The 23834-nt window shown below is 41.8% G+C and carries 19 protein-coding genes; 13 read left to right on the forward strand and 6 right to left on the reverse strand.

The features are described 5' to 3' along the window. The first annotated feature begins 311 nt into the window (after positions 1–311). From JWG44_RS09770 to glyA, 3 genes are all read left to right on the forward strand, one after another. Positions 312–896, forward strand: a complete 585-nt coding sequence (locus tag JWG44_RS09770; protein WP_205274771.1) for a hypothetical protein — start codon at positions 312–314, stop codon at positions 894–896. A 257-nt stretch (positions 897–1153) separates the two neighbouring features. Then, positions 1154–2002 (forward strand): lipoate--protein ligase family protein, encoded by an 849-nt coding sequence (locus tag JWG44_RS09775; RefSeq protein WP_205274772.1) that lies wholly within the window; start codon positions 1154–1156, stop codon positions 2000–2002. A 46-nt stretch (positions 2003–2048) separates the two neighbouring features. Further along, a complete protein-coding gene (gene glyA / locus JWG44_RS09780; RefSeq protein ID WP_205274773.1) occupies positions 2049–3296 on the forward strand; it encodes a serine hydroxymethyltransferase in 1248 nt (415 codons plus the stop codon). A 589-nt stretch (positions 3297–3885) separates the two neighbouring features. Here the strand turns inward: glyA and JWG44_RS09785 are convergent. Beyond that, positions 3886–5754, reverse strand: a complete 1869-nt coding sequence (locus JWG44_RS09785) for an ABC transporter substrate-binding protein (protein WP_205274774.1) — start codon at positions 5752–5754, stop codon at positions 3886–3888. A gap of 444 nt (positions 5755–6198) precedes the next feature. Here JWG44_RS09785 and JWG44_RS09790 point away from each other — a divergent pair, with 444 nt between their 5' ends. Genes JWG44_RS09790 through JWG44_RS09800 form a run of 3 tightly spaced genes read left to right on the forward strand, consistent with a single transcriptional unit; the run spans position 6199 to position 9469 of the window. Further along, on the forward strand, positions 6199–6837 hold the full coding sequence (locus JWG44_RS09790; RefSeq protein WP_205274775.1) for a P-loop NTPase family protein: 639 nt from the start codon (positions 6199–6201) through the stop codon (positions 6835–6837). Between the two features lie 9 nt (positions 6838–6846). Further along, the gene (locus tag JWG44_RS09795) at positions 6847–7116 is read left to right on the forward strand and encodes a hypothetical protein (RefSeq protein WP_205274776.1); all 270 of its coding nucleotides are present in this window, start codon (positions 6847–6849) and stop codon (positions 7114–7116) included. Further along, the gene (locus JWG44_RS09800; RefSeq protein ID WP_205274777.1) at positions 7109–9469 is read left to right on the forward strand and encodes a DNA polymerase domain-containing protein; all 2361 of its coding nucleotides are present in this window, start codon (positions 7109–7111) and stop codon (positions 9467–9469) included. The genes JWG44_RS09795 and JWG44_RS09800 overlap by 8 nt, the downstream gene beginning before the upstream one ends. Before the next feature lie 75 nt (positions 9470–9544). On the opposite strand, the gene JWG44_RS09805 is transcribed toward JWG44_RS09800, so the two are convergent. Next, entirely contained in the window at positions 9545–10081 is a 537-nt protein-coding gene (locus JWG44_RS09805) for a Pycsar system effector family protein (protein ID WP_232371581.1), read from the reverse strand. A 542-nt stretch (positions 10082–10623) separates the two neighbouring features. Next, complete coding sequence (locus JWG44_RS09810) at positions 10624–11325, reverse strand: LytR/AlgR family response regulator transcription factor (RefSeq protein WP_205274778.1); 702 nt, start codon at positions 11323–11325, stop codon at positions 10624–10626. A 535-nt stretch (positions 11326–11860) separates the two neighbouring features. On the opposite strand from JWG44_RS09810, the gene JWG44_RS09815 reads away from it, so the two are divergent. The 3 genes from JWG44_RS09815 to JWG44_RS09825 all read left to right on the forward strand — a co-directional run bounded on the left by JWG44_RS09815 (position 11861) and on the right by JWG44_RS09825 (position 14843). After that, positions 11861–13228: an Lcl domain-containing protein gene (locus JWG44_RS09815; RefSeq protein ID WP_205274779.1), complete on the forward strand. Its 1368-nt coding sequence runs from the start codon at positions 11861–11863 to the stop codon at positions 13226–13228. Between the two features lie 6 nt (positions 13229–13234). Beyond that, positions 13235–13732: an Lcl C-terminal domain-containing protein gene (locus tag JWG44_RS09820; protein ID WP_205274780.1), complete on the forward strand. Its 498-nt coding sequence runs from the start codon at positions 13235–13237 to the stop codon at positions 13730–13732. Positions 13733–13796: 64 nt separating this feature from the next. After that, entirely contained in the window at positions 13797–14843 is a 1047-nt protein-coding gene (locus tag JWG44_RS09825; protein ID WP_205274781.1) for an LB_137 family protein, read from the forward strand. A 238-nt stretch (positions 14844–15081) separates the two neighbouring features. Here the strand turns inward: JWG44_RS09825 and JWG44_RS09830 are convergent, their stop codons facing one another. Further along, the gene (locus tag JWG44_RS09830; protein ID WP_205274782.1) at positions 15082–15978 is read right to left on the reverse strand and encodes a sensor histidine kinase; all 897 of its coding nucleotides are present in this window, start codon (positions 15976–15978) and stop codon (positions 15082–15084) included. A gap of 215 nt (positions 15979–16193) precedes the next feature. Between JWG44_RS09830 and JWG44_RS09835 the strand changes: the two genes are divergently transcribed. The 3 genes from JWG44_RS09835 (at position 16194) to JWG44_RS09845 (ending at position 20380) form a co-directional block, all read left to right on the forward strand. Then, entirely contained in the window at positions 16194–18404 is a 2211-nt protein-coding gene (locus tag JWG44_RS09835) for an EAL domain-containing protein (RefSeq protein ID WP_205274783.1), read from the forward strand. Between the two features lie 8 nt (positions 18405–18412). Continuing rightward, positions 18413–19504, forward strand: coding sequence for a hypothetical protein (locus tag JWG44_RS09840; protein ID WP_205274784.1), 1092 nt, complete (start codon positions 18413–18415; stop codon positions 19502–19504). A gap of 129 nt (positions 19505–19633) precedes the next feature. Next, a complete protein-coding gene (locus JWG44_RS09845; RefSeq protein ID WP_205274785.1) occupies positions 19634–20380 on the forward strand; it encodes a sterol desaturase family protein in 747 nt (248 codons plus the stop codon). A gap of 45 nt (positions 20381–20425) precedes the next feature. On the opposite strand, the gene JWG44_RS09850 is transcribed toward JWG44_RS09845, so the two are convergent. Then, a complete protein-coding gene (locus JWG44_RS09850) occupies positions 20426–22000 on the reverse strand; it encodes a flavin-containing monooxygenase (RefSeq protein ID WP_205274786.1) in 1575 nt (524 codons plus the stop codon). A 197-nt stretch (positions 22001–22197) separates the two neighbouring features. Here JWG44_RS09850 and JWG44_RS09855 point away from each other — a divergent pair, with 197 nt between their 5' ends. After that, complete coding sequence (locus tag JWG44_RS09855) at positions 22198–22347, forward strand: hypothetical protein (protein WP_205274787.1); 150 nt, start codon at positions 22198–22200, stop codon at positions 22345–22347. Positions 22348–22362: 15 nt separating this feature from the next. Here the strand turns inward: JWG44_RS09855 and JWG44_RS09860 are convergent, their stop codons facing one another. After that, positions 22363–23730, reverse strand: coding sequence for a phospholipase C/P1 nuclease family protein (locus JWG44_RS09860; protein ID WP_332460785.1), 1368 nt, complete (start codon positions 23728–23730; stop codon positions 22363–22365). Between the last annotated feature and the right edge of the window lie 104 nt (positions 23731–23834).

Raw genomic sequence — 23834 nt, forward strand, 5'->3', positions numbered from 1 at the left:
TCCTCCGTTTTGCAACTTCGAGAAAAGTAGGAACTCCTCCGTTTTGCAACTTCGAGAAAAGTAGGAACTCCTCCGTTTTGCAACTTCGAGAAAAGTAGGAACTCCTCCGTTTTACGACTTCGAGAAAAGTAGGAACTCCTCCGTTTTACGACTTCGAGAAAAGTAGGAACTCCTCCGTTTTGCAACTTCGAGAAAAGTAGGAACTCTAACAAAACATCATCCGGATAGAAGATGTCGACCAGTTAGAAAAAAATCGATTCGAATCAGCTTTCGGGACTAAAGACTTATCTCTACTTCAAAAAAGAGGACTCATGAAGAAATTGAAAAAATACGATTTAGAATTTGGAATCTTTTTTGCATTCCTCTTTTTTGGAACCTTTTTTCTCTTATCCTTTCATAAACCTTTTTTAAACTGGGCCTTTTTAAGACATCAAAATCTTCTGAGCTGGTATATCAGACCGATCTTCCTCATCCCTCTTTGTTATTTTTCTTATCTCAGGAGTTTCGGAGGGATCTCGCTTACCTTTTTTTTGCTTCTCACGAGTATGTTTTGGTTTCCGATCCCGGACCAAGTCGGACCTTCCGTAAAAGAATTTCTATCGTTTGAACTTTCTTGGCTTCAAGGAGAATGGAATTTTGAAAAGATTCTTTTGAGTTTTTTTCCTCCGGCTTTACTTTTCGTTTTATCTTTTGCTTTTTGGAAAAAGAATCTCTGGGCCGGTCTGGGAATCCTCGTTCTGATCCCATTCTTAAAAATAACTTGGAGTATCTTCTATGGAGGTGCATCGGGCGCTTCCATCCTCAAACCGGCAATATTCGGCCTCGTAGTTACACTTGCGGGTTTGATTCTTTTATTTTTCAAAAACAAAAAGAATTCGAAAAGAGAATCTTTATGAACGAAGAATAGGAATTTTGTCGAAAAGACAAGTTCGCCTTGCAACTTCGAAAAAGTAGGAACTCCCCGTTTTGCAACTTCGAAAAAGTAGGAACTCCCCGTTTTGCAACTTCGAAAAAGTAGGAACTCCCCGTTTTGCAACTTCGAAAAAGTAGGAACTCCCCGTTTTACGACTTCGAGAAAAGTAGGAACTCCCCGCTCCCAATCACAAACCGATTGCAAAAAAAGAGAAACCTCACAAACTGCAAAGACAAGACAATGAGAACTTTTTCCTTTTTCCAAAACTCGGAACGAACTGCCTCCTACAACCTTGCCATCGAAGAGGCGATCGGACTTCATCTCGTCTCATCCGGATACGGAGCCGGGCTTCGAATTTGGAAAAACCCATTCTCCATCGTAGTGGGACTTTCGGAAAAACCGGAAGAAACGGTCTTACCGGAAATTCTCAATCCATTCTTAGAATCGGAGAAGAATGCGGGAAAAGAATCCCTTCTCAAAAACAAAAAGATTTTTCGAAAAAATTCTTCTCCGGCGATCGTAAGAAGGGCCAGCGGCGGCGGAACCGTGGTTCATCATCCGGAAGAGAATCTCAACTTCACATTCTTCATTTCCTTGGATGTAAAACCGGAACTCTACAAGGTAAAAGAGTCCTACGATTATTTTTTGAGCCTTGTCATCGCATCCCTAAAAAAACAAACGTTAGACGCTTCTTTCCGAGGAAAATCGGATCTCGCGGTGATCGATCAAGGATTGGAAAAAAAAATCTCCGGAAACGCACAATTCCGAAAAAGAGGAGCCGTCGTTCATCACGGGACGTTGATCCTAAAACCATCCCTTATAGAAAGAGTTTCAGGACTTCTCAAACATCCTCCCGAAGAACCGGAATACAGGAAGAATCGAAAACACTCTGACTTTGTGACCGCCCTTCCCGAACATTTTTCGACCCTAAAATTTGGCCAAGACCTATCTCATGTATTTGCCGAATCCCTGGGCCTTTCCAGAATGGACACAGAGAAGGATCTCCGATTTACAAAATTGATTCTCCGAGAAGCAAAAACGCTCCTCGAGAACAAGTATTCGAGGATGGATTTCATCCTCAGAGACTGATCGGGTTCCATTCTACTTCATTAATCCGTTAGAAAAGAAGGCCACGATGCAGTTTCTTCCGAAAGCAGATCCAGAAATCTATGCAGCGATCAAAAAAGAGGACGAAAGACAGGAAAATAACCTGGAAATGATCGCCTCTGAGAATTTTGTTTCCAGACCGGTTCTGGAAGCTTACACTTCCACTCTCACCAATAAATACGCGGAAGGATATCCGGGAAAAAGATACTACAACGGATGTGTCAATGCAGACGCGGTCGAAACTCTCGCCATTGAAAGAGCCAAAAAACTCTTCGGCGCGGAATACGCAAATGTGCAGCCGCACTCGGGCGCCCAAGCAAATATGGCAGTCTTCTTGGCTTGTTTAGAACCCGGAGATTCTTTCCTCGGAATGAATCTCGCACACGGCGGTCACTTGACCCACGGTTCTCCCGTGAATATCAGCGGCCGTTATTACAAACCGATTCCGTACGGAGTGGATCCAAAAACGGAAACGATCGACTACGATGAAATCGCAAAACTCGCGAGAGAACACAAACCGAAGTTGATCGTTGCCGGCGCTTCCGCTTACGCGAGAATCATCGACTTCGCAAAGTTCGCCGAGATCGCAAAAGAAGTCGGAGCCAAACTCATGGCAGACATCGCCCATATCTCGGGACTCGTTTCCACCGGATATCATCCTTCTCCCGTCGGTCTCTTCGACTATGTTACGACTACGACTCATAAAACTCTAAGAGGACCGAGAGGCGGACTCATTCTTTCTACATTAGAAAATGAGAAAGTACTCAACTCTCGCGTTTTTCCCGGAATCCAAGGCGGACCTCTGATGCACGTCATCGCGGCAAAAGCCGTGGCCTTCAAAGAAGCGCTTCAACCCGAATACAAAACCTATATCGAAACCGTATTAGAAAATGCTAAAACTCTCGCCGAGGTTTTCGTAAAACGCGGGTATCGTGTCGTGAGCGGAGGAACCGACAATCACCTCGTTCTCCTGGACGTTTCCGTAAAAGGACTTACCGGCGCACAAGCCGCAGACGGACTGGATGAAGTCGGAGTCACCGTAAACAAAAACGCAATTCCTTTTGATAAGAATCCTCCGGCAGTCGCTTCGGGAATTCGCCTGGGAACTCCGGCTCTTACGACTCGCGGGCTCAAACCGGCGGACATCGAAGTTGTTGGAAATCTGATCTGCGATTTTCTCGACAATCCGAACGACGAGAAGAATCGAACCAAAGTAAAGGGTGGAGTCAAAGAAGTGACCCAAAAATTTCCTATGGATCGATTCCGTCTGGATTGAAAAAACTTTTCTCTTCGCTTGAGAACTAAAAAAAGGCGCTCATCCTCGGGCGTCTTTTTTTAGTTTAGGCCCGTTTCAGGACGTTTCCGGACTTTCTTTTTTGTGGGATTTCCAAGCCTTCTCGATCATACAAAAACGTGAGAGTTCCTACAAATTACGTCTCATCCTTTTCTTTGTGGGATTTCCAAGCCTTCTCCATCATCCAAAAATGTGAGAGTTCCTACGAATTACGTCTCATCCTTTTCTTTGCGGATTTCCAAGCCTTCTCCATCATACAAAAACGTGAGAGTTCCCACAGATTACGTCTCATCCTTTTTTTGCGGACTTCCAAGCCTTCTCCATCATACAAAAAACGTGAGAGTTCCCACAAATTACGTCTCATCCTTTTTTTGCGGATTTCCAAGCCTTCTCCATCATACAAAAACGTGAGAGTTCCTACATTTTTAGATTTTCGAAAAGTCCTGATTTACATTCGGAGATCAAAAAAGTTTTTTTCTCGGAAACAAACTTTCAGTCCCGACAATTCTTTTTCGAAAAAGAATCTCTTTGTCGGAACAACGACAAAATCGAATCTATGAAAACAAAATTCTTAAGAATTTTTTGTTTTAAGATTTTCGGCGGAAACTGATTTTCCCTTTGGAATCGAAAACCAAACGCGGCTTCCTTTCCCCCATTCACTTTCGACTCCGATCTTCCCGTTGTTCTTTTCAATAAATTCTTTACAAATAATCAAACCAAGACCGGAACCCGGTTCATTCTTTGTGCCGGAAGAGGAGAACCTTTCATCCAAACTAAAAAGTCGAACTCGATGAGATTCCGAAATTCCGATCCCTGTATCGATCACCGAAATCAGAGTAGAATCCTCCGATTCTTCCAATTGAATCGTGATCGACCCTCCGGATTCCGTAAACTTAATCGCGTTTCCGATCAAATTTCTCAAAACGAGTTGAATCATGGAAGGATCCGCAAACGCCAAAAAATCTTTGCCGGGTTCTAAAATGAGTTGAATCTCTTTTTGTAAGGCTTGGTTAAAAAGAAGTTCTTTTGTATCTTCGATGGATTTGCGGATCGAAAAATGTTCCCTCTGAATTTTGATCTCCCCTTTTTGATTTTCAGCCCAAAAAAGAAGGTCTTGCAAAAGTCGATACGTTTTGTGAATCGAAGAACGAACCTGTTCAAGGGTTTCATGATTCAGATCGTCCGGACTTCGGATCACGTCTTGAAACAAAAGATGAATGGTTCCGATCGGACCTCGAAGATCATGAGAAATGATCGCTAAAAATTTGTCCTTTGTCCGATTCGCTTCCCTCGACTTTGTTTCGCTGATTTTAAGATTTCGGTTGAGATAACCGATGTAAGAAGCGATCAGAACGACGACGATCGAAAACAAAAGTATCCCGAAAAGAGTTCCATACAACCAACCTGGGTATGTTTTCGGATTCGGATCGTAAACAAAAGATTCCAGATCCAGACCCGGTTTGAGCATTCCTTGTTCTTCATAAATTTCGGCGATATGTTTCCAACGATACAAATTCATGTGACCGATTTCTACGATATCGGGTTGAAGAATTTTCATCTTCTCTGCTTCAAAACGAAGGTGTTCGATAGAATGACGTTTGCTGTATTTATGATAAATGAGTTGAACGATTTCTTCCGGATTCTTCTTTGCGTATTCCCAACCTTTCATACTCGCGCTTCGAAACGTTTCTACTTCTTCCGGAAAGTCTTCGATTCTTTTTTCCGTGGTAAAAAGAATGTCGCTGTAAAAATCGATCCCCGCCGCTCTTGGTGAAAAGATAAGATAAGGAATTCTATTTTTTTCCAAAGCAAAGGGTTCGTCGCTGAGATAAACCGAAATTGCGGAAACCTTCCCGTCCTTTAGATCTTCGATATGAAAAGAATGCGGTTGGACAAAAATTTTGCTCGCGTTGATCCCCTCTCTTTCGAAATAAGCAAAGAGCTCCGCGGAATGAGGTTCGATCATCACAGTCTTTCCTACCAACTCATGAAGAGTTCGTATCTCGGAATCTTTTCTAACCAGCAGGGACAAAGGAGAATGTTGAAAGATCGCAGCAAGAGCGATCACCGGTTTTTTTTGTTCCCTCATCAGGAGAAGGTCGGTGGTCCCCACTCCGTAATCCGCGTTGCCGTTTAAGACTTGATTGATCGGTTCTTCGTTGAAGTTGGATTCTAAAACCTCGACTTCGAATCCCTGATCACGATAAAATCCTTTTTCAATCGCGGCGTAGTAACCTGCGAATTGAAACTGATGTCTCCATTTTAGCTGCAGTTTGATTTTTTTTAAAGGTCGCGAATTTTCAGCTTCGGAACGGAGCGAAGAAATCGCGAGGATAAGAATCAAAAATCCCGTAAACAAAAGTCCGCGCCTTTGCAGACGTGTTATCACTTCGGCAAAAGCGTATCGAATCTGTTTCATTCTCAAGCGATTTAGTTTCATTTATATTACCGCTCAAAGGGCCCAAATCAGGATAAAAATTCCGAATCGAGAAACAAGATTATTTTTGAGAATCGCTTTCGGATCAACAAATTTTATCCCAAAGAAAGGAGAACAAGATAGAAGTTTCGCAAAAAAGAGAACTCAACTTTCGGTCCAAGGATTTTAAAATATATTCTGTTTTTATTATATTCTCTTCATTCTCCGTTTTTAGTACAAAAGGTTTTTTAAAAAACTCAACCGTTTGAAATCGATTCAAAACAAAAAGACGGCGAAGTCCTGAAAAAATCATCAATTCGATCCTAACGGGAGAAAAAGGTTCTGTTCGCATTCTGAATTCCGCAGTAAAACAAAGATTCCGAACTTATAAGACATATTTTCGAATTATCATTTTCTTTATCCTACATTTTGCTTTACAAATTTATACTTATCATTAGAATAGTATTTATGTTTTTGGAAACGACAGCACTTCCGCCTTCCAGTGCAAACCTCTATCAACCGGTTCTTTCCTGGAATCGAAAGGGTTTGAGTATGCTTACGGGAATGTCCGGAATTTATCGTCTCGCGCTTCAATGGGAATACGTTTTTGCGGTTTCGGGTTTTAAAGTTTTCAATCTCGATTGTGCGATTCGTTTTAATCCGTTCGTAATCACGGAAGAAACGAGAAGGAGACGGATTCCTCCCGAATCCTTGCTCGAAAATATTTTAGTTCAAAGGGCGTTTACACCGTATCAGATCTTGGATGCGTTAAAAGCCGTCGCGACAAAAAGATCGCCGGATACGATCTACTTTCTTTTGGCTCCTTGCAAACAATTTTTCGACGGAGACGTTCAGGAGGAAGAAGGAAGATTTTTGTTGGATAAGATGCTCTTGATCCTGGAAAAAATTCATTCTTTGGATATTCCGATTCTTGTGATCGAATCTATGAAATACAAACACCCTACTTTTCAAAATTTCTTTCCAAAATTGGCGGCCGCCTCTTCGGATCTCTGGGAACTTAAAATCGAAAATCAACTCTCCTATCTCAAAGTAAGAAAAAAGTCTCCTCCTTCGATCGAATCCTTTGAAGAAAATACGGAGATTTAGAGGAAGTTTATGGGCAGAACCGTCACGCCGTATTCGAGACAAATGCAACAGGTAGAATCGGGGCTTCTCGAGTTTCGACGCGGGCTTCGTAAACCGGATCAAGAAGTTTTTGACGATTTGATACGAACTGCGAAGTTACAAGTGCAGGCCGGAGTTATGGCATCGGCTCCTTATCCGATCGATACGATGCTTCTAACCATGATGATCGATCTTAAAAAAGAAATACAAAAACTAAAACAGGAACTGAATACGACCAAGGTATTAAAAGGAGATGGCTGAACTACACTGGATCGAAGGAACTCTATTCGATATTTATCATATAGAAGATAAGATCCATCTGTGGGTTCTGGATAAAAATGGAGAATCCTCCCTTTTTTACGATTTTTATCAACCCGTCATCTATGCCAGAGGAGAAGAATCCATCCTCAAAAAACTGGTACAAAGACTCTACGAACTCAAAGCGCTCGCGGACATTCCGGTTTACGAAGAAAAAATACTCTTCTACGAAAACCAAACGGTTCCCGTTTTAAAACTTACGATCTCGCGTCCTTCCGTTTTGTCGAAGGTTTCGCGAAAACTCTACGCACTCTACGGAAAATTCGATATCTTTCATTCGGACATCGAAGTGCCGACGAGTTATCTCGTGGAAAAAAAATTATTCCCTTTGTGCAAATTAAAACTCTCTTACACGGAAAAAAAAGACGGTAAAAAAATCCAAGAGATACAAACTCTGGATAAAATCGAAAACTTGGACTATGAAGTTCCTAAGTTCAAAATTCTTTCTATGACACTTTCTCAGAGTCATAGAATCGAGATGAAAAAAAATTCTCTCATCTTCAAAAACGCCGACAACTCCTGGGAATTTCCCGGTTCCGATCCCAAGGAACTTTTATATCGGATCGATCGACTCCTCAAACAGGAAGATCCCGATATTATACTTTCCTCATACGGAGATCAGATCATCTTTCCATATCTTTTTTCACAAGCTCAAAAGTTTAAAATTTTTCCTGCCTTTGATAGAGACGGCGTTAGTCCCATCCGAAGAAACATTCAGACCAAAGGTACGAGTTTTAACACATACGGTACGATCGTATTCCGCGCGCCTTCCTACCCTCTTTTTGGACGCTGGCATATCGACTCCGAAAACAGCTTTGTTCACAAGGAAGCCGATCTTTTGGGAATTGTCGAATTGGCAAGGCTCTCTCGACTTCCGATTCAAAAGATGGCGAGAGCTTCGACTGGAAAGGCCCTGACCGCAATTGAAACCGACGTGGCGTTGAGAAGAGGTTATCTAGTTCCTTGGCAAAAAAGCGCGATCGAATCTCCAAAGACGGCTCTTCAACTTTTAGAAGCGGACAAAGGCGGACTTGTATTCCAACCGGATATTACGTTCGGAATGACGGCGGAGAACGTAGCACAACTCGACTTTGCACAGATGTATCCGAGTATTATGGTTCTTCACAACATCTCTCCCGAATGTGTGAACTGTTCCTGCTGCGAAAACGATCCTACAACCCCGGTCGTTCCCGGATTAGGATACAAAATCTGCAATCGACGAGACGGGATCGTTTCCGAGGCTTTAAAACACGTTTTAGAGCGGAGAGAATATTATAAATATGTGGTAAAGAATACTAACGATCAAAGGAAACTTTTAGAATGCGGACTCAAACAATCCAGCTTAAAGTGGATGCTCGTAACTTCCTTCGGATATCTCGGTTATAGAAACGCGAAGTTCGGCAGACTGGAAAGTCATGAAAGCGTAAACGCATTTGCGAGGGAAAAACTTCTAACCGCAAAAGAAATTTCGGAAGAAAGAGGTTATGTTTTTCTTCATGCGATCACTGACAGTCTTTTTATACGCAAAGAGGATTCTTCCTCTTTCTCACAAGACGAATTGAGTTCTCTCTGCGCCGAAATCACCGCGAAAACTTCGGTTAAAATCGACGTGGACGGAATTTATACATGGCTTTTATTTCCTTCTTCGAGTCAGGATCCAAAGATGCCCGTCGCCAATCGGTATATGGGCAGATTTGCTTCGGGAAACTTAAAGTGCAGAGGAATCGGTTCGAGAAGAAAAGACATTCCTATTTTTATCAGAAACGCTCAAAAGGAAATGTTGGAGTGGATGCGGGGAAAAGTCACGATTCGGGAATTGATCGACTCCGAGAAGGAAATTTTGCAAATTTTCGACCGTTATGATTACCAACTCAGATCCGAACAAGTTTCTCTGGAAGAACTTTTAGTTCGAAGATCGACTTCGAAGGATCTGGAAGAATACGAAGTACACGGAGCCGCTTCTCTTTCCCTTCTCCATCTCAAAGAATTGGGTATCGAAGTGCAAGCCGGTGAAAAAATCCGTTACTTAGTACTCAACCGAAATTCGAAAAGCAAAGACCGATGGTATCTTCCCGAAGAAGCGCTTCCGATTTTTAAACAGAAGAATAAAAAAATCCACTGGGACAAACCGTTCTATCGTAAACTTCTGACTAACGTCTTTCGGGAAATCTGGTCGGAATTTGCCTCTTTTAAAGACTTCAATTCACTGATAGACGAACAAAGATGGCTTCCCTTTGAAGATCGTTATTGGGAAGAATATCAAAACTTCTTAATGGAAAAAAGGATAATCGCCTGAATATTTCGTAAGACTAATCCTCCTGAATTTCTCATTAACTTTATTTTTTTTAATGCGAAACTCGATTCTTATATTTTAACGTATGAGAGAAGGAATCCATCCTACACTTTCAAAGACGATCAACGTGCCTCCGATAAAAAATCCGGCAAGAAAGAACCGATAACTCCACCGAATAAATCGATATTTCGTAAAGTAGATACTCCTTCCCATCTGATAGATGTCAAAAGAGATCGCTTTGTAGAGAGAGGCGTCCGTTTCCAAAGAAGACTCCATATTCTTAAAAAAAGTTTCTTCGTCGTCGTTCGCAAAATCGCCGAAAAACAGCGGATTTTTTCTTTTTACTTTTGACTGATTTGAAAACGGCATCACCGCAAAAATCGCCAAAGATGCAGCGACCGCGATAAAAGCCATCAAGATGATCATTCCGGTTACGTATGTTCCACGCTGAAGAAATCCGAGCGCTAAAGAAAGAATCACAAAGGACGCGGCGATCAAGATATTCGCCTTTTGATCCGCCATGAGACTCAGTTGCACATGGTGTTGATGAACGGTTCTAAGTAGATAATCGACGGAGGATCTGGCTTTCGTTGTGGAAAAGTATTCTGGCTGCATTTGGGGATATCTAAAGTCAAGGTCGGAGACCCGGGCGAATTCGAAAATCAGTTTCCAAAGAGAAGGAGCGAATTTTTATCTTTGGATTATCCCAAAAAAGGAAAAAAGTCTGCCGCTATTCACCACAACAACAGCAGATACCAAAATGGAGAAGCTTTGAATGAAAATTTTTAGCTAAGAGAACAAAAACGAAATAGAATAGTAATATCCCGATCCGAGTTCCGGCTCCGTAAAAGAGAAAGAGTTGGTATCCATAGAAGTTTCGCATTTCCCCAAATGTGAAACTTCTATGGATCCAAAATCCGAATTCTCCGGAGATTTTCTTAGACAAATTATAAACCCGAAATTCTTCGGATTCAGTAACTTAAATAACAAGATTCACTTCAAAAGTTTGATAGTTATAAGAATTGAATTTCCTCGTTGTCCAAAAAACCTCGTTCAAAATCGACTCTTAATATCTTATCATAAAAACTAATAGAAACAAATTCCGTCGTTCCTTAAGAAGGCGTCCTATTCCTCAAAGAAGACTCTTCAATCCGAATCTAAATCCCGGAAAGGTAAACACGACTGACTGGCACCTGACTTTTCTCCTCGTCCTTCATATAAGCCACGTGAGAACCGCCGCTAAAATATTCTATATGCGCCAAATATTCCATATTGATTATATATTGCTTATGGACTCTTCTAAATTTTCCGAAAGACAGCCTGGGTTCGATATCCTTAAGAGTTCCGATCACTTCGATTCCGTCGTCTACGGTATGAAGAACCGAATGTTTTCCGTTGGAGGAAATGTAGACGATGTTGGAAAATGTAACAAATACATTACGATCAACACCTTTAAATTTGGTTCCATAATCGTGAATGGAAGTTTCTCGAACCGATGAAATCTTATTATAGGCCCTGTCTAACGCCTTTACCAATCTTTCCGGAATGATCGGTTTCGTAACGTAGTCAAGATTTCCGTAATCGAAAGCCACTTTTGCATTTTCTTCGTGACCGGTAACGGAAATCGTTTCCGGGGGTTCGTTCAATTCCTTAAGAAGGTCGAATCCGTTAGTATCCGGAAGTTCGATATCAAGAAGCAAAAGATCGACCTTATTCTCGGATAAAAAAAGCAAAGTTTCCGAGCCATTGTCAAAAGATCCCACGACCTCGAATTTACCGTGGTTCTCGACTTCTCTTTTTATAAATGCATTTACTGCGGAATCATCTTCGACAATCACAGTTTTATAAAGTTTCCCCATTACGATTTGCCCTAACGTTTCGTCTTTAGAAGATCTCTGTTCTAGATTTATTAAATCGAACAGATTGTCTATTCGTTTAATAAAACAAGCCCGAGTTTCATTCCCCGTTTCCCCCCTTTCATTCCTTAGGGCAAAAATGACTCAAAAAAAATGAACGAGGTTGTAGCCCATTTATAAACCAACAAATCGCTTTATATACAGAACCGAGCTTTCAAAAAAAGATTCCGAATTTCATTCCCTAATTTTTATGTTTCATTCCCGCGTTAAAACCGCTCCTTCTTTCGCCTAAAAAGCGGTCAAATATTACTTTTAATCTCGTAATTTTCTGAAACGTTTCACGTCGAATACAAATAAATTTACAAGTTATATTATGCTTTATTAATATAACTATTTCCGGAGGATTTTGGTGGATCACAACAATTACAAAACAAAAAACGAAAATTCACCGATCAAAATACTCGGAAGAGTATCCAAGTTTCGATTTGCAAGAGTAACGTTGATTTTTTGCATCACTTTTCTCTTTCAATTCTGCCTCATGGACGATCCCAAAGGCGGCATGTTGCTTTTTTCTCTACTTCGAGACAAAGAAAACACGGCAGCAACGGATTCTCCATCGCCGCCGCATACGCCTGCCGTATCTGCCGCTTCCGTTCACAGTATCGTAATAGAACCAAGTACGACGCCGAACGAATACATAGGAGGCACGATTCAGTTTCGAGCCTATCATTATATCAACGGAGTTATGAATTCGGAAGTTACGGAGAGCGTAGATTGGACCTCTTCCAATGCAACCGTCCTAAGCGTATCAAATACTCCCGGAACCAAAGGCCTTGCGACCAAGGCGGCAATCGGATCGAGTGACGTCGAAGTTCTACCTATTGCGGCCTTGATTGCAACGTTACCGTCGTCCTTTGCAAACGAAAAGGCGATAGCAACCATTGCGGCCGTTCCGGACACTACGCAGCCCACGATTACTTCCTTTACCCCGATCAACGGCTCGTCCGGATTTCAACCACTTCTGACATTTGCAATCGACTTGTATTTCAGCGAAGCTATGGACACTAGTTTAACGCCTGCTCTGACCATAGAAGATAGAATTGCAACCAGCACCTTTGTTGCAATTCCCGGTTTCAGTTTTACTCACACTTGGGTTTCAAGCACACATTTGACAATTAGGCTCTCTCCTTTGCCCGATAACTTTTCTTTTCGCTGGACATTGTCGAACACGAGTTTGAGAGACCTCGCTGGAAATGCTCTGAATGCGAGCTATTCGGCTACGAGCGGAACTCTTGCGGAACTTTCCGACTATCCTCTATCCGATACAGGCCAAACCGGTTGCTGGGATACTGCCGGAAATCCCGTTACATGTGTTGGTAGCGGAATGGATGCTTCGATCATAGGGCAGGCGCCTTCCGCCACCTTTGTTGGACCGAGTTTAAACTCCGGTTACCTCAACGATCCGATTACCTTTCACGGATTGACGAACAAAACCTGGGCCTCCTGCGTAAACGGTCAGGTTTGGAACGGCAGCAACTGCACCGGAACCGGAAGTGCGAGCACCTACGGTGCGTTAACCGCAACCTGGGGACAGGCGGTTCAAAGATGCCGTGACTATAACAATCTGAATTCCGGAGCCGGTTATGCGGGTAAAAAAGGTTGGAGATTACCGACGATCAAGGAGATTCAATCCCTCTTCGACTATTCTTACTTTGGAGATGACTACTTGATCAACCCTGCCTTCTTTCCTAATACCATTGATGGGAACACGAACTACTGGTCTTCCACGGTTCGCGCTTCGAGTGCAAACAAGGACAAGGCCTTTAAAGTAAATATATACGCCGGAAAAACCCAGAACGTAGACAAATCTTCAGCAATGTATCATTATTGCGTTACGAGTGAGTGAGGAAATATGAATAAAATAAAATCATTAATCGTTTTGGGTTTTCTTTTTTGGGCTGCCACCGCGGGATTTTCGATCGGGCCTTTCAACCCGGGAGGAACTCCGGGAACGATCGTCGATACGTCCACTGGTTTGACCTGGACTCAGTGTAGTATGGGACAAACGACGACTGCCCCCTGCACCGGAACGCCGACTACGAGCACTTGGAGTGCGGCGCTGAATTACTGCAACACCCTAACAACGGGGGGGCTTGTCTGGAGGCTTCCGAACATCAAGGAAATTTATACGATCCTAAACTTTGCATTCGAAGCGCCTTCCATCAGCACCGGCTCGTTTCCCAACACTCCGAGCGCGAGCGACTCGTATTATTGGACTTCGACTACCCACCCTTCTCCGGATGGTTCCGGCGGACGTAACAGGGCGATGATTGTGGATTTTAGAGAAGGTGGAAGCGACGATGACCTAAAGACAGGCTTACACTATGTTCGTTGTGTAACCGGTCCTTAAAATAAGACTATTCACAAAGGAGATCGTTTCGATTTCTCTGAAGATCCAATCGACCAAAGGGGCCGTGAATCCCATTTTCCGAATTCTGATTCAAACGACTTCGCTCTGTTTTATTTTCTTTTGTCGAGAATCATTTGCCGATACGATTCTATTGAAAGATCATACGACCTTGATCGGCAAGGTTGTCGAATACAAAGAGCGCAGCGTTCGAGTTTCGAACGCTTACGGAATTAGGGAAATTCTTTCGAATCAGATCGTCAGCATCGAAATCGGCTTCAGCGGGATACGAACGATTCTCAAAACGAAATCCGATCCCGAGTTTTACAATCGTATCTTGATACATTCCGAATCCGAAGGGAAATTCACGTTTTATGATAAGAATAAATCGGATCTATTCATCGTAGACTTTAAAGATATCGAATCCTTAGAATATACGTTCCCTTTCGATAAAAAGAAATTTAAGAATGTAGTCGGCGGATATAAGGTCGACGTATTCCTCGAACAAGGCAAAAAAGAATCAGGGATTCTTTCTGAGATCGGATCAAACAAAACTATCCTGATCTCAAACTCGAAAACAATTTCGATCTCCAATTCGATAATTTCAAAAATCGTATACAACTCGAAAGACGTTCAACACGAAAACAAAGAGTATTTTAAACATTACAATATCAAACTTTACGATTTTATTGTTCCAGGTTTATACCAAATCCGGACGGGACGAAAATTCACAGGAACACTCTTGTTGTTTTCCACGTTAGTTTCAGCAATGGCTTCCCAATACGAATATGAAAGGGGAAAAAAAGAACTCAATAAACAGAGGGAGTTCAACGAGCGTAGTATTTTATTCGGAGAAGAATTGGGTTTATTAGGCGCGGATTTCAGTTACGAAGCCTACTACGAGCATAAAAATAACAATCGGTCCTTATTGATTCTTACTTCCTTATTTTATATGATCAATCTTTTCGATCTATGGACCTGGAGACCGATTTCGACAAATCAAAAAGACTCCGGTTTCAGCGTTCTTCCGTCCTTCAGTTTTCCTATCGTTGCTGATCGTTTACATTCGACAGCCGAAACAAACGCACAGATCCAATTTCAATGGAAATTTTAATCGCTCAAAGGGGCGCGGTTTCCTTAAGATAAAATATTCCGATTCCATCTCAGATTCGAAAGCTAAAAACTCTATGATCGGTATTTTCATTTTTTGACTTGAGTCGCACCGTTCGGTTCACCGCTTTTATGGACCATGGACTGCTACGAATAAAACGTCAGATACACGGATTCCTGCTTGGAAAACAGAAACTTAAATACTACTAATTCATTGAATACAGACAACGCATCATATTCCTCTAATAAACACTTTCCTTCCTTTCTCTTACGGAGGACTCGTTATAAAATGAAATTTCCGTCTTAAAGCCGTTTCCGATCTCGCTATGAATTCTCAATTCCGCGTCCAAACAAATCTCGTTCAGTCTTCTTCTTAGGTAAAAAAAAGTTCCCTTCGTAAAGTCGTCGACAATCGCGGCTCCGGGACCGTTGTCCTTTACGACAATCCGAATATGATCGGAATGGGTTTTACCGATTTCCACTTCGATCAAGATCGATTCTTTCGATTTCAGAACCGCGTGTTTTACGGAATTTTCTACGAGTGTCTGGATCAAAAACGGCGGGATATACACTTCGCCGATTTCGACGTCCACTTCCTTTCTAAGAATGATACGAAAAGGAGCCTTCGCTTTGGTTTTGACGAGATCGAAATACGAAAGGGTAAAATCCAGCTCCTCACGAAGCGAGACACGATCCTCCCCTGCAAATCGAAAAGAATATCGAAGCATATTTGCAAGACTATCCAAATAATCGATAGCTCCTTCGCTATCGTTCTCCATGCGGATTCTTAAAGTCATCAGGGAATTAAACAAGAAATGCGGAGTCATTCTTAGATTATAAACTTGTGAACCGATAAAACCTTTCTTTTCTTTCGGTAAACGAATCGTCGGTTCGGTTTGGAAATCCAAATCCGCTTGAGTTTTTTCAATCAATAATCGTCTGCAAAAAAGACAAACACCTAAATACTGGGAATATAGAATAAAAACGATAGCGAATATTCTTATTTTAGAATATGTATCCAAAGGATGGGTTACGGGAATATAAAGACCATAACCCAAGAGCGAACAAAAAACGCAGCTTAAAAGAAGAAGACCTCTATAATCGGATAACAAGAAAAATAATGTTTTATTTTTTCCCATTGAAACCATGTTCCAAACTGTGCTTTATACAAGCATTGAGAAAAAAATAAGAAGATTTGAAAATCGCAGTCTTACATTCCCCATTCGATAGCGTTCATTCCGTATTTCACCCGGTTTAATCCGCGCATCATTGGGGTTCATTCTCCCCGACTATTTAATACTTGGCTTTTGCGACGCTTTCATTAGGTTCATATCTCTGGCCTGCCCGATATACGATGCAAAACCAATATTCAGAAACCGATTCGAATTTATGTATCGATACCGATGAGTCGAAGGAAGTCCTTTCTTGGAGCGAGTATCGACATTACAGAATCCGAATCGATTCTTCCCTAAGAATTAAAAACGGAATCGATTTTTTCCTTTTGGATCTTTCGGGCAAAGAGATCGATCTTCTTCGATTTAAAAAAAATCAGAAACGGCAAAAAGCGATCTTTTTGTCCAGTCGCTGGATCGCCCTCGGTGGTTTTCTAACATTGGATGAAAATCAGAATGAAATCGTTTTCGAAAGTGATTTTGAAGTTTATACCGGTAGGAATGAGTCCGATTTAATCGTATGGGATCATAAACAAAAAATAAATCGTAAAACTTATTTCTGGAAAGATCCCTTCTCAAACAACCCCTCGGCTTCGAAAGAATCCACCTTTGAAAAGGAAGACGCGGATTTTGCCGATGACTTTTTTAATCTTTATCGATCGATCCACCGATTTATTGCGCTCGATCGTTTCGAAGGCAACATTCTTCAAATTCTCAGCAAAGACAAAAAGGGGAACATCGTCTTAAACGGGAAACTATCTCGCGAAAACTTCGAAAGTTCTTTCCGGCGTTTAGATCTGTTTCCGCTTTCTTCCGGATTGATCCAAGTTTTCCTTGGATTAAAAACGAATAAGAGCCGGAACCGACATTACCTTTCGACCAAACAAGGCGACATTCTTCTTTCCAATATTTCCCTTACAACCGAGGAAAAAATTCCCTCTCTCTTTTTTTCGAATAAAATTTTAACGATCACAAACGGAGAAGGAACCTATAAAAGGTTTTCCAGATTTAAGACCGACTCTCAAGGAACCGTAGTTTTTGAAACGATAGCGATCAAAAAAATCTATAACGCGTTTCGATCCGAGGAATTTTTTCATACCATACACCGTGTTCAAAAGAATATCCCCGTTTTTCTCATCCGCAAAGACCTTCGATACGACCCGAATTCCATCTCCGAACAAGTACATTCAAAATCCTTAATTTTGCAGAATGATAAAAACTTATATACGTTTTTTCTCCGACTTTGGACTTCGGAAGAATGCGAAGAGGATTTGACGATTCTTTTAGTCGGCGCCTGTCTTGAAAAATTCTGCGACTCCAAAAATATCGTCTATTCCTCCTTTACGGAAGGGACGTTCGTTTTTCTTTTTAACTTTTTAGAAGATAAGAATCAAATCGAAAAAATCAAAGACGATCTTGGAAGAATATTCTCCGCAAAACACGAGATCGGGACGAAGGAAATTTCCTTCATTGTTTCGATGGGAATCTCCGCTGTAAACTCCAACGAAGAATCCGGTATTCGAGAATCTCTGGAACGTTCGCGGCTGATTTTGGAAAACAATCCGATCCGAGGTAAGATGAACTTTGATCGGATGAATTTGCTTTCAATCGATAGACCTTCGCCGCTCTCTTCTTTTTTTCTCGGAAAAGAAAGCTCGGATCAAACGTTGTTTTACGAATATCAGCCGATTATAGATCTTCGAACCGGAGAAATCGCACTGATAGAATCTTTGGCCCGGATGAAAATCGGAAATAGAATCCTGTTTCCTAACGAATTTATGAACAAACGGATGGATATCGACACTCTGATGGAGCTCGGTAGACGGTCCTTTTTGGATGCGCTCAGATTAATTAACACTTTGATTCAAAGAGGCAATTTTCACACCAAGATCGCGATCAATATTTCACCGGAAGAGCTCGGCAATATAGAATTTTCAAAATCGATCATCGATTCGGCGAAAACTTTTTCTGCGGATTGGCGAATTCTACTTTCAAGAATCGTAATCGAAATCACCGAAAATTCGGAAATAATCGATCATGAAATCAGCAGACATACCTTGAGTGTACTTCACAGTCTCGGGATCACTTTTTCTCTAGACGATTTTGGAACAGGTTATTCTTCTTTTATTCTCTTAAAATCTTTTCCGGTCGAATACGTTAAGATCGATAAGGCGTTTATCAAGGGTGTTACGGAAAACACTTTGGACAGGCTGATCGTAAATTCCATAATCGACATCGGCGGAAATATGGATTTGAAAGTAATCGCGGAAGGAGTTGAAAACCAAAAACAATTCCTTTACCTTTTATCGGTCGGAGTAGAATTGATTCAAGGGTATCATGTTTTTAGACCTCTTCGAGAGGAAAATATTTTAGAACTGCTGACATACTCGTAAGTTTAAACATGAAGCCGGAAATTTTTAGAAAGTATTTAGAGAAAAAAATCTTCGAAGAATCCTTGTCTCCGTTGGATTCCCCCGTCGATAAGGATTCCGAAAAATACTTTATCGAGAATCCGGATGAAATTCAAAAATACGCCGCTTATACGGAATATTCTTCCTTTCGAAAATACACGGCAAAATCAACTCCGAGTCTTTTCTTTCATCCGATCCAAAGTATCGTTCGTTCAGCTAAACAAACGCGAAAACGGCCGCGTTCCCTTTTTTTCCAAGATCAATTGATTTGGATTTTGAGCGCTGCTTTCGGAGTAATTTTTTCGCTTTTTGTCGCCGGATTCTATCAGACCTCGAATTTGCCTAACGTCGTTGATAAACGAATTCAACTTATGGAAAGTGATTGTTCTTTCAGTTCTACGAGCGATCGAGTTTGGAGAATCGGGGAACAGGACAAAAGATGCAGCGTCAAATTTGCCTCCGCATACGGACCGACTTCCATATTCTTATTTCCGAATACGGAGATTATTTTAAACGCCTCAGGTTCAGAGTTTTCCGATTTGATCGTAGAACTTCAAAAGGGAAAAATCTATCTAAAGGAAACCCTTTCAAAACGCACTGGAACAAAATTTCAAATCGCGTCTTGGAACGTTCAATTGACTGGAACCGTCGTTCTTTCGGAAGTTCGAAATTCAAAAGTATACTTTACGTTGATAGAAGGATCCGTCGAATCACAATACGTCGGTCTCGACTTTCATAACGAGAAAAATCCAAAGGATCTTCTATCACCGGGAGATACGATCGAACTGGAAGGAAACGCTCCCAAGTCCAGAAAGATTCATTTAGAGATAAAACACCTGGATCGTCTTAGGCAGAATCTAAATCATTGGAACTTAAAGGATCACCGGCAAACCGAAGCCAGCATCGCCTCTTTTTTTAACGACGAAAAGAAGGTTCATACCGAGGCGGGTTGGATAGTACGATTGAAAGACGGAAGATTTTTTAAAGGTAAAATCCAATCCGATACCGGAAAGATCGTAATCTTCACACAAAACGGCACTATGATTTTTAACGAAGACGAAATTCTTTCGATCTCCAAGTAGCCAAGATTCTCCCCGACGGAATCAAAGCCTCTTCACAAAGAATGAAACAAAACCCTTTTTGCAAGTGAAACTTCTTCTACCTGTTGATAGTGACAAGACTTACTTTAACAATCCACATGGAGTATCACAATGGATCTTTGGTATATATGGCTTATCGTAGCTTTTTTTATTTCTTTCGCTTTGGTTGAAAAAGTATTCAAAGCAAAAGATTATCCTCATACGAGATTCTGGGAAATTCGCGGCGTCATTTCAACAATCTGTTATCTCGCCATATCCGTTTACGCTCCGTTATTATGGGACTCATGGCTTTCCGATCATTCTTTATTAGATCTCACCGCATTATCCGGCTGGATCACTTTACCGATCGCGTTTTTCTCGTATGAATTCTCGCAATACGTCTGGCATCGAAGTATGCATACGTTTTCTCCTTTGTGGAGATTCTTTCACCAGATGCACCATTCCGCTGAAAGTTTCGACGTCTACGGTGCGTTCTATTTTAGTTTGGCGGATATGATAGGATTCACTTTTTTAGCGAGTTTCGCTTTAGTGTTTCTTATCGGTATTCCGGCTAACGTAGTTATTTTCGCCGCTTTGATGCACAGCTTCTTGTCTATTTTTCAGCACGCAAATCTCAAAACTCCGAGATGGCTCGGTTTTTTGGTTCATCGTCCTGAAAATCATGCTTACCATCACGCAAGGGAAATACATTCCTCCAATTACGGTAACACGCCTGTATTCGATTTTTTATTCGGTACGTTTCAAAATCCGGAATCCTTTCCGAATGAAGTCGGTTTTTACGACGGCGCTTCATTGCGTGTTTTGGATATGCACTTAGCAAAGGACGTATCAAAAGCAATTCCGAAACAGATACAATAAGGAAATATCAAAGTAGAATCGCCGCAAAGACGATTCTACTTTTTATCAACGCACGATTCCGCCAAACAACATCGCAATTCTGGAAACAAGACCGATACTTTCCAGGGAATCGTCGGATTTCGCAATCTCGTAATGGGCAATATTCACCGACTTCGTTTTCAGACGAAACTCGAAAGTAAAGCCGGGCCAGAGCGTAGTATTTTTACCGTTTTTGGTTCGATACCAGCTCATACAACCGCCCGTATTCCAGATCGATTTTTCCAATCTCGTTTGAATCTTTCGGTTATAAAGATCCTGAGCTTCTTTCAAGACGTTGATAAATTTCAACTTTTTCTTACGCAAGGAAAGAATACACTGAAGAGTATAGTTGATCTGGGATTCTATCATCAAAACCATAGAACTGTGCCCAAGCCCCGTATTCGGTCCTACGATCAAAAACATATTAGGAAAATCTGAAACAGTAGTTCCAAGATAAGCTTCGGCGCCGTTCTTCCAAACCTCGTTTAAATCCTTACCGCCGAGACCTTTCACTTCAAAAGGAGCCGTCGCGTCCGCAGCCTGAAAACCAGTCGCCAAAATCAAAACGTCGAGAGGATGTTCTAAACCGTCCTGAGTAACCACTCCATTCTCGCGAACTTCCCGAATGCCGGTCGTAACCACGTCCACATTCTGTTTTTGTAATGCGTCGTAGTATTCGTTCGAAATCAGAACCCTCTTACAACCGATCGTAAAATTCGGAGTTACCTTTTTTCTTAGAACGGGATCCTTTACGCTTTTTTTGAGATAACCCTTGGCAAAAAATTCCAAAACTTTCATCAAACCGGGAAAAATCGTAAACGCGATCACTCTAAATTCCAACATCCAATAGATTGCAAAACGGAAAAGCCATTGTGCCGGAGGAAAAAAACGAAACAGAGACCTTTCAAAATTGGAGATCGCACGATCCGGTTTTGCGATCACCCAAGGCGCCGTCCTTTGAAAAAGATTTATTTTTTTTACAACCGGTTGTATAGCGGGAACGATCTGAATCGCGCTCGCGCCGGTTCCGATCACGCCGACAGTTTTGCCTTTGAGATCGTAGGAATGATCCCATCTTGCGGAGTGAAACATCTTGCCCTTGAATTTTTTTAAACCCGGAACATCCGGTAAAACGGGACGACTCAAGCCCCCCGATCCGTTGATCAAGGATTTCGCCTTGTATACATTTCCGTTCACCGATCTTACGTTCCAAAAGCCGGCCTTCTCGTCAAAGACCGCCGACTCTGCGGAAGTATTAAAATGAATATGAGATCTGAGATCGTATTTATCGGTGCAGTGATTGAGATATTCTAAAATTTCGGATTGAAGACCGTACATCCTCGACCAGTTAGGATTTCTTTCAAAGGAGAAAGAATAGAGATGCGATTGAACGTCGCAGGCCGCGCCCGGATAATGGTTGTCTCTCCAGGTTCCGCCCACACCGTCCGCTTGTTCCAAGATCACGAACGAATGAATCCCTTTTTCTTTGAGACGTACGCCCATTCCCAAACCGGCAAATCCGGTTCCCACGATGACGGCGTCCAAGATTTGATTTTCAAAAGTTTTTGTTTTCGACTGGTTATCTTTCACATTCTGAGTCATTTCCTCATTCTCCAAATTAGAATCGAAATCGTAGAAAAATCCCTGGACGGAACCTTTCGTTTTTCGAAAAGAATCATAACCTAAAGAGAAATTGGATTCGACCAGACTTATAATTTTTGACCGAAATCGGTTGGCCGATTCCGAAATCGGAAAGGATTTTTTATAAGCCTTTTTTAAGTTCGAGCCAAAATCGGAAAATGAAACGGATATTTTCCGAGATCGTCAAAACCCTTTACGAACAAGGGAGCAACGGATTCGTAGGAAAGGGTTTCGATCTGACAAACGGAAGCGTTCGCGAACGTATTCCTCCCGTCCATCAGACGATCGAATTCGGGGTTCGTTTTTAAAAATCGGAAAACGGTTTAATTCTTTAAGAGAGAATGAAGAATTTCCCGAGTTGCCGAGCCGGTCAGAGAAAAATCGCGACCCGTCTCTTCCAAAAGATGATCGGCTTTTTTCGGATCCAAGGTCGGAAAGATTTCTTTCATCTTGGTTCCGAGTTCCTTTTCCAAATCATATTCAGGATTCATTGTATATTCCGGACCGAAGGTGTCGATGATGGATTCGTTGATATCCGCCGCGTGGGAAGAAGCGCGTTTCCCGACGAACTTCATCAAATCGCCGTTTGACGATTCCCGCGGAAAACCCTCGAATTCCTTCGTCAAAAAACCGGTCAGAGTGGAGGTCACAGGAGTCGGACTTTTGTAAAACTGGATCAAACCGTAGGAAACGAAGTCCTCGTATAAAAAATGGCGATTGGTTACGAGTTGTGTGGTCTTTGCCTTCATTTCCTTTTTGGTATCCTTGGAGGAAAAGACAAACTTCAAATAGTAAAAAAAGCCCGCGTCGGGAACCGCTTTTGAATGATAAGGTTGGCCTATGTCCTGGAGATAATGACAGGCCCAAGCCGCAAATCTGTATCTCCAATATTCGTGCCCCGTTTTCCCCGCTAATTTGGAAAGATGGGAAAACAATTCGATACGATCCAACATCATTCCACCCTCCACAACTTCGGGAGCAAACATGGAGATAAGCCAGTTTTCATTTTGAAACTGAATATGAAAAGGCGCTTTGCTACCTTCTCCTTCGGGCTTACCATAAGGTTGTTTCCCATATCCATATTCCGAAATTCCCCAGAGACTGTGATCCATTCCCCAATCGGGTTCGTCGATATAAGTATAAAGAACAGATCGGATCGGCATTCTACCTCCTGCTCTGGAAATAAATTTCGCAGGCAAATCGGGCAAATCGGAAAGATAAGGAGAAACCGTGGAAGCGGGAACGTTTCCTTGTTTCATAGGAATGCTCGGAAGAATTCTTTCCACCTCTAAAAACTTTGTGGCCGGATTGAGCCGCGCCGCTCTTAAAAATTCTAAAACGCTCGCGTGATCGGGGCGGAATTCCACTTTCTGAAAACGTTTGGATCCTCTTGTTTGCTCCCATTCGGCAAACTCATCAAAAAGAATTTTTAAAGAATCTTTTTCCTTTTTGACAAAGGACTCCAGCGATTCAGCGGCCACTTCCTGAGAAGTAAAACTCATACTCGGATGTTCCAAGGCACGATCCATTACGAGATAATGGGTTCCCCAGGAAAACAAGGTTCCGGGGAAAAGAAGAATGATAAAAAGGGCGATCGCCTTTTTACCGATGTTTGCAACGCGAGGAATTGACTTTCTCGAATACGTAGGATCATTCTGATTGAAAAAAATATTCTTTTTATTTTGAATCATGGTTCTCTCTGTAATCTCAGTTCTTACTTCCAAAAATACTAAGAAACGAAACTAACGCAATCAAAGAACTGAATTTTGGACCTTCTATCGGAAAGATCCGAGAA

It is taken from the genome of Leptospira ainazelensis, assembly GCF_016918785.1.
GTDB classification, from domain to species: domain Bacteria; phylum Spirochaetota; class Leptospiria; order Leptospirales; family Leptospiraceae; genus Leptospira; species Leptospira ainazelensis.

Bases quoted from the DNA above. Each gene is read 5' to 3' on its own strand.
- JWG44_RS09810 (WP_205274778.1), bottom strand. From the start codon at position 11,325: ATGGGGAAACTTTATAAAACTGTGATTGTCGAAGATGATTCCGCAGTA.
- JWG44_RS09805 (WP_232371581.1), bottom strand. From the start codon at position 10,081: ATGCAGCCAGAATACTTTTCCACAACGAAAGCCAGATCCTCCGTCGAT.
- JWG44_RS09775 (WP_205274772.1), top strand. From the start codon at position 1,154: ATGAGAACTTTTTCCTTTTTCCAAAACTCGGAACGAACTGCCTCCTAC.
- JWG44_RS09850 (WP_205274786.1), bottom strand. From the start codon at position 22,000: ATGACTCAGAATGTGAAAGATAACCAGTCGAAAACAAAAACTTTTGAA.
- JWG44_RS09770 (WP_205274771.1), top strand. From the start codon at position 312: ATGAAGAAATTGAAAAAATACGATTTAGAATTTGGAATCTTTTTTGCA.
- JWG44_RS09795 (WP_205274776.1), top strand. From the start codon at position 6,847: ATGGGCAGAACCGTCACGCCGTATTCGAGACAAATGCAACAGGTAGAA.
- JWG44_RS09855 (WP_205274787.1), top strand. From the start codon at position 22,198: ATGAAACGGATATTTTCCGAGATCGTCAAAACCCTTTACGAACAAGGG.
- glyA (WP_205274773.1), top strand. From the start codon at position 2,049: ATGCAGTTTCTTCCGAAAGCAGATCCAGAAATCTATGCAGCGATCAAA.
- JWG44_RS09785 (WP_205274774.1), bottom strand. From the start codon at position 5,754: ATGAAACTAAATCGCTTGAGAATGAAACAGATTCGATACGCTTTTGCC.
- JWG44_RS09815 (WP_205274779.1), top strand. From the start codon at position 11,861: ATGGACGATCCCAAAGGCGGCATGTTGCTTTTTTCTCTACTTCGAGAC.
- JWG44_RS09860 (WP_332460785.1), bottom strand. From the start codon at position 23,730: ATGATTCAAAATAAAAAGAATATTTTTTTCAATCAGAATGATCCTACG.
- JWG44_RS09800 (WP_205274777.1), top strand. From the start codon at position 7,109: ATGGCTGAACTACACTGGATCGAAGGAACTCTATTCGATATTTATCAT.
- JWG44_RS09790 (WP_205274775.1), top strand. From the start codon at position 6,199: ATGTTTTTGGAAACGACAGCACTTCCGCCTTCCAGTGCAAACCTCTAT.
- JWG44_RS09820 (WP_205274780.1), top strand. From the start codon at position 13,235: ATGAATAAAATAAAATCATTAATCGTTTTGGGTTTTCTTTTTTGGGCT.
- JWG44_RS09830 (WP_205274782.1), bottom strand. From the start codon at position 15,978: ATGGGAAAAAATAAAACATTATTTTTCTTGTTATCCGATTATAGAGGT.
- JWG44_RS09845 (WP_205274785.1), top strand. From the start codon at position 19,634: ATGGATCTTTGGTATATATGGCTTATCGTAGCTTTTTTTATTTCTTTC.
- JWG44_RS09840 (WP_205274784.1), top strand. From the start codon at position 18,413: ATGAAGCCGGAAATTTTTAGAAAGTATTTAGAGAAAAAAATCTTCGAA.
- JWG44_RS09835 (WP_205274783.1), top strand. From the start codon at position 16,194: ATGCAAAACCAATATTCAGAAACCGATTCGAATTTATGTATCGATACC.